The following is a 7,678-nucleotide window of genomic DNA, read 5'->3' as shown; positions in this document are numbered from 1 at the left end:
AGCTACGACAAGACCGCCCGCATCTGGGACACCACAACCGGCCAAACCATCCACACCCTCACCGGCCATACCAGCCCGGTGCGCTTTGGTGCCTACAGCCCCGACGGCACCACCATCCTCACCACCAGCTACGACTACACCGCCCGCATCTGGGACACCCACACCGGCCAAACACTCCACACCCTCACCGGCCACACCAACTGGGTGCTATCTGGCGTCTACAGCCCCGACGGCACCACCATCCTCACCACCAGCGACGACAACACCGCCCGCATCTGGGATGCCACAACCGGCCAGGCACTCCACACCCTCACCGGCCACACCAACTGGGTGCTATCTGGCGCCTACAGCCCCGACGGCACCACCCTCCTCACCATCAGCGAAGATGCCATCGTCCGCACCTGGGATACCACAACCGGCAAGCAAATCGGCACCCAGATCGAATTCCTGCCAGAAGGGGAGATGGTTGTCCGCGACGGTGCCACTCAGGAGATCCTGGGCGCCTCCGACGGCGCCTGGCGCTGGCTGGGCATCACCGTGGTAGAGGACGGCCGCATGGTGCGCCTGCCCGCCGAAATGGGCGGCATGCTGCCGCCCATTTCGGCACTCGGCCCCGCCTCCGACTCCCCCGCAAGAGCCTAAGCCGCACGCACACCACGCTGCACCACGATGCTGCACCAACCCCTAGAAACAGCACTGCCCCTCACCACGGAACATCCGCAGTGAGGGGCAGTACCACAAGCCCTCATCGAGGCTTCTCGCCTACTCAGGCGCCGACGATCTCCATAATGAGTTCACGCACGCGAGCAGCGTCAGCCTGACCACGGGTGGCCTTCATCACCGCGCCCACCAGGGCACCGGCGGCCTGCACCTTGCCAGCCTTGATCTTCTCGACAATGTCGGGGTTGGCATCAAGTGCTTCCTGAACGGCGGCAGTCAATGCGCCCTCATCAGAGACGACCTCAAGGCCACGGGCCTCAACGACGGCGGTGGGGTCGCCCTCGCCAGCCAGAACGCCCTCAAGAACCTCGCGGGCGAGCTTGTCGGTCAGGCGACCTGAATCCACCAAGGACTGCAGCTCAGCGATCTGCGCGGGAGTGACCGCCATGTCAGCCAGAGCAACCTCAGTTTCTTTGGCTCGGCGGGACAGCTCACCCATCCACCACTTACGTGCCGATGCTGGGCTCACGCCAGCGGCAACGGTGGCCTCGATCAGATCAAGGGCATCAGCGTTGACCACGTCGCGCATCTCCAGGTCAGAGAAGTCCCACTCGGCGCGCAGGCGGCGACGGCGCGCCACCGGCAGTTCAGGCAGGCCAGCGCGCAGTTCCTCCACCCACTCGCGCGAGGGAGCAACGGGAACAAGGTCAGGCTCGGGGAAGTAGCGGTAATCCTCAGCATCGGACTTTTCACGGCCCGGCGAGGTCGACCCGTCCTCCTCGTGGAAGTGGCGGGTCTCCTGGACAACGGTGCCCCCCTCAGCGAGGATGCCGGCCTGGCGCTGGATCTCAAAGCGCACGGCGCGCTCAATACCGCGGAAGGAGTTGACGTTCTTCGTCTCCGAACGCACGCCCAGAGGGGACTCGGGGGTGGGGCGCAAGGAGACGTTAATGTCGGCGCGGACATTGCCGCGTTCCATGCGAGCCTCGGACACGTCTAGGGCGCGGAAGATGTCACGCAGGGTCTGGACGTAGGCGCGAGCCACCTCGGGGGCGCGGTCTCCTGCTCCGGTGATGGGGCGGGTGACGATCTCCACGAGGGGCACGCCAGCGCGGTTGTAGTCCACCAGGGAGTAGTCGGCGCCGTGGATACGACCATCCGAACCACCCACGTGGTTGTTCTTACCGGCGTCTTCTTCCATGTGGGCGCGCTCAATCTCCACGCGGAAGAGCGTGCCATCCTCCAGCTCGACATCCACCCAGCCGTCATAGGCGATGGGCTCGTCGTACTGGGAGGTCTGGAAGGCCTTCGTCAGGTCCGGGTAGAAGTAGTTCTTACGCGCAAAACGGCAGTATTCTGCGATTGTGCAGTTCAGAGCCAGGCCAATGGTGATCGCGTACTCCACGGCCTTCCGGTTGACCACAGGCAGGGAGCCGGGCAGGCCCAAGGACACGGGAGTGACGTAGGTGTTCGGGTCGCCGCCAAAAGCGTTGGGGGCGGCGTCGAACATCTTGGTGGCGGTGCCTAGCTCAACGTGGACCTCAATACCAAGGACCGGGTCGAAGGTGGCAACAGCGTCTGCGTAGTCCATCAGGTCAGTCATCAGTTTTCCTCCCAGGTCTGAGCAGGGCACTGGCCAGCAATGTCGCCGCTGAGGTCTTCTACCAGCTGAGCAACCTCGTACATCTTCAGGTCGCCGCGAGCCGGGGCAATGATCTGGAAGCCGATGGGCAGGCCATCAGCCACAGCGTTAGGCACCGACATGGCGGGCACGCCAGCGAGGTTAGCCGGAATAGTGGCAATGTCGTTGAGGTACATCGCCATCGGGTCATCCATCTTCGAACCGAACTCGAAGGCCACCGTCGGAGCGGTGGGCGACACGAGGACGTCAACCTCTTCAAAGACGCGGTCAAAGTCGCGCTGGATGAGGGTGCGGACCTTCTGGGCCGAGCCGTAGTAGGCGTCGTAGTATCCGGCAGACAGAACGTGCGTACCAAGGATAATGCGGCGCTTAACCTCGTCGCCAAAGCCAGCCTCGCGGGTAGCAGCCATGACGCGCTCAGCGGTCACCGGGCCCTCAGTGGGCTCAACGCGGATGCCGTAACGCATACCGTCAAAGCGAGCCAGGTTCGAGGACACCTCGGCCGGCATAATGAGGTAGTAGGCCGAGAGGGCGTACTCGAAGGAGGGGCAGGAAACCTCAACGATCTCCGCCCCAGCCTCGCGCAGCTGGGCGACGGTAGCATCGAAGGCGGCCTGCACCTCAGCCTGGTAGCCCTCGCCGGTGAGCTCGCGAACCACACCCACGCGCAGACCCTTGACGGTGCCAGCCTCGTGGACGGCGTCAGTGGCGGCACGCAGAGCAGGAACCTCGTCGGTGAGGGAGGTCGAATCGAGGGGATCGTGCCCGCCAATCAGTTCAGTCAGCGCAGCGGCGTCAGCGACCGTGCGGGTCACGGGACCAATCTGATCGAGGGAAGAGGCCATAGCCACCAGGCCGTAGCGGGACACCGCACCGTAGGTGGGCTTAGCGCCCACGGTGCCGGTGACAGCGCCGGGCTGACGGATGGAGCCACCCGTATCCGACCCCAGGGCCAGGGGCACCATGAACGCCGAGACGGCAGCAGCCGAGCCGCCACCCGAACCGCCGGGAATACGGCCGGTATCCCACGGGTTGAGGGTCGGGCCGTAGGCGGAGTGCTCGGTGGAGGAACCCATCGCGAACTCATCCATATTGGTCTTACCCACGATGGGTAGGCCAGCAGCCTTAATGCGCTCCACAACGGTCGCATCGTAGGGGGGCTCCCAGCCTTCGAGAATCTTCGAAGCGCAGGTGGTGGGCATGCCGCGAGAGACCATATTGTCCTTCAGGGCGATAGGCACACCAGCCAAGGGGTGGAGCTCCTCACCGGCAGCGCGACGGCGATCGACCTCGGCGGCGGTTGCGAGGGCGCCCCCGCGATCCACGTAGAGGAAAGCGTTGACGCGGGGGTTGAGGGCATCAATGCGATCCAGGCAGGCGGAGGTCAGTTCCACGGAAGTGATCTCACCGGCGGCCAGCATAGCTGCCAGCTCAACGGCGGACTTACGCAGCATTTCCTTCATCAGTCTTCCTCCAAGATCTGGGGCACCAGGAACATCCCATCCTCATGAGCGGGAGCCTTAGCCATCACTTCGTCGCGGTCCAGGGTCTGGCCCACCACATCCTCACGCCACACATTCGTCAGCGGCAGAGGGTGGGAGGTTGCAGGCACATCCGGAGTGGCAACTTCAGAGACCTTCGCAACGGAGGTAGCGATAACGTCAAGTTCGCCGGCGATTCTTTCAATCTCCTCCGGCGTAAGGGCGATTCGGGCCAGACCGGCAACGCGGGCGACCTCGTCAGTACTGATGCGTGACATGGGGCCAAGTCTACCCACACTGGTGAGGCCCAAGCACATATCCTCTGGCGTTCCTTGCCACTTCCCGTCTTTTTCACCCGTCACCCTTTAGGCTTGTTCTATGCCTCGACGCTCCTGGACCTCGCTGAACGCCGACAATGGCTGGTCGCTGCTAAAGAAAGCAGGGGTGAGCATGGCCGTCGCCCAAGCTGCGGCCGTCGTCACCGTGCACGCCATTGACCGCATGCGTCGACGCCGCGTGCCCGGCGGCTTACGAGGCTTCCCCACCCTGCCGCCCTCGGACACGCGAGTACACAACAACGAGGTGCGCATCTACACCGAAGGCACCTCCCTGTATGCCGACATGTTGGAGGCCATTAATAACGCCACCGACACCATCTACTTTGAGTCCTTCATTTGGCGATCCGATGAAACAGGCCAGCGTTTCAAGTCTGCCCTCGTTGCCGCAGCGCGCAGGGGCGTGAAGGTCTACGCCATTTATGACGGCTTCGCCGTGCTCAACCAGGCGCCCAGTTTCTACCTCTTCCCCGCTCTGCCTACTTTGCATGTGCTGCGTTTCCCGGAGATTCGCTCGGGCATGTTCACGCTCAATATGCGCAAGACCGGGCGCGATCACCGCAAGATCCTCGTGGTGGATTCCTCGGTGGGATTCGTAGGCGGCTACAACATTGGCGACCCCTTCGGCTACGAGTGGCGTGACACGCATGTGCGCGTCATCGGCCCAGCCGTGTGGGAGTTGGAAAACGGTTTTGCGGATTTTTGGAACCACTTCAAGAACCGCCGCCAGCCCTCCCTTCCCGACCGAGGCGCGAAAGCCTGGAATTCGACGATTACCGCCGCATTCAACCTGCCCTACCGTCTGCTCTACCCCGTGCGCGGCCTCTACATTGACGCCATGGATCGGGCGACGAACCACATTATGATTACCTCGGCCTACTTCATTCCCGACCGGGAGATCCTCCAGGCTCTGGTCAACGCCGTGCGGCGAGGCGTGCGCGTCCAGGTGCTCATCCCCGAGTTTTCCAACCACATCATGGCCGACTGGGTGGCACGCCCCTACTACGGGGAACTGCTACGTGAAGGCGTGGAGATCTGGCTCTACCGTCACGCGATGGTCCACTCCAAGACAATGACCGTTGATGGCATGTGGTCAACGATTGGTACGGCGAACATTGACCGCCTGTCCATGCTCGGCAACTTCGAGGTCAATATGCAGTTCCATTCGCGTGAGCTTGCCGCTCAGATGGAAGCAATCTTTGCCAATGACCTCACCACCGCGCGCAAACTCACCATCGATGAGTGGGATGAGCGTTCAGTGATGACGCGCGTGCTGGAAAATCTCCTCCAGCCCTTCCGCGTCATCGTCTAAGTGCGTGTCGGCACCCGCGTGACATGCCCGAAGGACGAGGGCGACGCGCGCCCCTCCTTGGGTGTGTGGGTGGGCGCTCGTCCCCAAGGCTCCTGCGCCTTATTTGGCGAGCACGGCCTCTAGCCCCTGCTCAAGCAGGGTGTCAAAGGCATTCTCATCGACCACTGGAACGCCCAGGGCTTCGGCCTTGGCGAGCTTTGAACCCGCTCCTGGCCCGGCCACCAGCAGCGAGGTCTTCTTCGACACCGACCCCGCAGCCTTCGCCCCGCGCGCAATAATCGCAGCCTTGGCGCCCTCGCGGTCATAGCCGGGCATGGAGCCGGAGACAACAATAGTGAGCCCGGCCAGGGTTTGTTCAAGGGCTTCTTTTTCCTCATCAGCCATGCGCACGCCCGAGGCCGCCCAGCGGCGAACGATCTCCTGATGCCAGTCCACTCCGAACCAATCGTGAACGGATTGGGCAACGATCTGGCCCACCCCCTCGACCTCGGCGAGCTCTGCCACCGAGGCTTCACGGATAGCATCAAGAGAAACGAAGTAGTCCGCCAAAGCTTGAGCGGAAGTCGGGCCAACGTGGCGGATAGACAGGGCATTGAGGACCCGCCACAGGGGCTGAGTCTTGGCCTTGTTGAGCTCGTCAAGCATGGTGAGCATGTCTTTAGACGGGCGGGTTTCTTGGTTCTTCCGGAAACCACTCTCATCCTTCAGACGACGCCCTGTGGACCAGAAAGCCCGCACGAGGCGCCAGGACTCCTCCACCCCGTAATGCTCGCGCAGGGCTTGGGGGAAAGCAGCGCGTTTCCACACGTAGAGGTCGCGCACGTCCTCGGCCTGCAGGTCAAAAATATCGGCTTCCGAGGACAGCACCGGCGTCTGCGCCGAGGGCAGGAGGGCCTCAGCCAGGGCCGCCAGTTCACTGTGGTGGTGGCTGGCCAGGTCCTCGGCACTCAACTGTACGAGGGGTGGCAGGTCGTCGGTTTCCGTGGCAGCCAGCAGTACCGGTTCCCCGCCGACGAGGGCGGAGATCACCTCGGAACGATTGAGTTCAGGCTGAGTCAATGCCAGGGCTGCTTCTTCACCCAAGCCCTCAATGTCAAAGGCCGAACGGCCACCCAAGAAGGTGAGGCGCTGAGTGATCTGCGCCGGACAATGGGCCTGATTCGGGCAGCGCACATCCACATCCCCATCCTTCGCGGGCGCCAATTCCGCGCCGCAGGAGGGACAATGCGTCGGCATGACGAACTCCCGTTCGGAACCGTCGCGGAGTTTTTCCACCGGGCCGAGGATTTCAGGGATGACATCACCGGCTTTGCGCAGGATCACCATGTCGCCAATGAGCACGCCCTTACGCTTGACCTCGTCTTGATTGTGCAGGGTCGCTGAGGACACATGAGAACCCGCGACCAGGACCTTTTCCATCACCGCATAGGGGGTGACGCGGCCGGTTCTCCCGACCTGGGTACGAATGTCGAGCAGACGCGTGTGGACCTCCACCGGCGGGTACTTGTAGGCGGCCGCCCAGCGCGGGGCGCGCGAGGTCGTGCCCAGTGAGGCCTGGTACTGGCGCGAGTCAATCTTGAAGACCATGCCGTCGATCTCGTGGGAGAGCTCGTGACGGTGCGCGCCGTAATAGTCGATGACCTCGTCGATCTCAGCATGTGAGGAGATCAGGCGCGTGTAGGGCGAGGTCGGTAGCCCCCAGCCTGCCAGCAGCTCATACCAGGCGTGCTGGGAATCAGGGAGGATGGACGCCTCGGGGGCATCGGCGGCCGCCTCGTAGATGCCAATACCGTGACACACCATCGCCAGCGGTCGCTTCGCGGTCTCAGTCGAGTCCTTTTGGCGGAGCGAACCAGCAGCAGCATTACGGGCGTTGACGAAGGTTTTTTCGCCATTTTCTGCGCGGGCGGCGTTATACGCCTCAAAGTCGGCGGTCGGGAAGAACACCTCGCCGCGGACCTCGATACGACGCGGGATTGCCTGCCCGCTCAGGCGGTGGGGCACGTTGTTGATCGTCCGCACGTTGGCGGTGACGTCCTCACCGACGCGCCCATCGCCGCGCGTCGCGGCGCGCGTGAGCACGCCATCAACGTAGAGGATGGAGATAGCAAGCCCGTCAACCTTGACCTCAGCACAGACCTGCGGATTATCCACGCCCAGACCATTGCGACAACGGTCATACCATTGGTGGGTTTCAGCCACGCTGAACACGTCATCGAGGCTGAGCATGGGGATCTCGTGGGGGACC

The 7,678-nt window shown here is 63.2% G+C and carries 6 protein-coding genes; 2 read left to right on the top strand and 4 right to left on the bottom strand.

The window, feature by feature from the left end; translation table 11 throughout:
* Positions 1–642, top strand: a 642-nt coding sequence (locus tag HWX48_RS11125; RefSeq protein WP_175957582.1) for a WD40 repeat domain-containing protein, incomplete at its 5' end; no start/stop codon positions are given.
* A gap of 124 nt (positions 643–766) precedes the next feature.
* Here HWX48_RS11125 and gatB read toward each other — a convergent pair.
* From gatB to gatC, 3 genes are read right to left on the bottom strand one after another with little or no spacing between them, the layout of a single operon-like run.
* Positions 767–2,263 (bottom strand): Asp-tRNA(Asn)/Glu-tRNA(Gln) amidotransferase subunit GatB, encoded by a 1,497-nt coding sequence (gene gatB / locus HWX48_RS11120; RefSeq protein ID WP_175957580.1) that lies wholly within the window; start codon positions 2,261–2,263, stop codon positions 767–769.
* The gene (gene gatA / locus HWX48_RS11115; protein ID WP_175957577.1) at positions 2,263–3,765 is read right to left on the bottom strand and encodes an Asp-tRNA(Asn)/Glu-tRNA(Gln) amidotransferase subunit GatA; all 1,503 of its coding nucleotides are present in this window, start codon (positions 3,763–3,765) and stop codon (positions 2,263–2,265) included. The genes gatB and gatA overlap by 1 nt, the downstream gene beginning before the upstream one ends.
* Positions 3,765–4,061, bottom strand: coding sequence for an Asp-tRNA(Asn)/Glu-tRNA(Gln) amidotransferase subunit GatC (gatC, locus tag HWX48_RS11110; protein WP_175957575.1), 297 nt, complete (start codon positions 4,059–4,061; stop codon positions 3,765–3,767). Before gatC ends, gatA begins: the two co-directional genes overlap by 1 nt.
* Positions 4,062–4,161: 100 nt before the next feature.
* Between gatC and HWX48_RS11105 the strand changes: the two genes are divergently transcribed.
* Positions 4,162–5,430 carry a phosphatidylserine/phosphatidylglycerophosphate/cardiolipin synthase family protein gene (locus HWX48_RS11105; protein WP_254873091.1) on the top strand — a complete coding sequence of 423 codons (1,269 nt, stop codon included), beginning with the start codon at positions 4,162–4,164 and terminating at the stop codon, positions 5,428–5,430.
* Positions 5,431–5,529: 99 nt separating this feature from the next.
* Here HWX48_RS11105 and ligA read toward each other — a convergent pair.
* On the bottom strand, positions 5,530–7,678 hold a 2,149-nt coding region (gene ligA, locus HWX48_RS11100; RefSeq protein WP_175957573.1), incomplete at its 5' end, for an NAD-dependent DNA ligase LigA.

The sequence above is a fragment of the Schaalia sp. Marseille-Q2122 genome, from assembly GCF_903645355.1.
GTDB lineage: Bacteria > Actinomycetota > Actinomycetes > Actinomycetales > Actinomycetaceae > Pauljensenia.
This window is presented reverse-complemented; position numbering and strand designations above follow the sequence as displayed.

Excerpts from the sequence above, each read along its gene's own strand:
- HWX48_RS11105 (WP_254873091.1), top strand. The coding sequence starts at position 4,162 with ATGCCTCGACGCTCCTGGACCTCGCTGAACGCCGACAATGGCTGGTCG.
- gatB (WP_175957580.1), bottom strand. The coding sequence starts at position 2,263 with ATGACTGACCTGATGGACTACGCAGACGCTGTTGCCACCTTCGACCCG.
- gatC (WP_175957575.1), bottom strand. The coding sequence starts at position 4,061 with ATGTCACGCATCAGTACTGACGAGGTCGCCCGCGTTGCCGGTCTGGCC.
- gatA (WP_175957577.1), bottom strand. The coding sequence starts at position 3,765 with ATGAAGGAAATGCTGCGTAAGTCCGCCGTTGAGCTGGCAGCTATGCTG.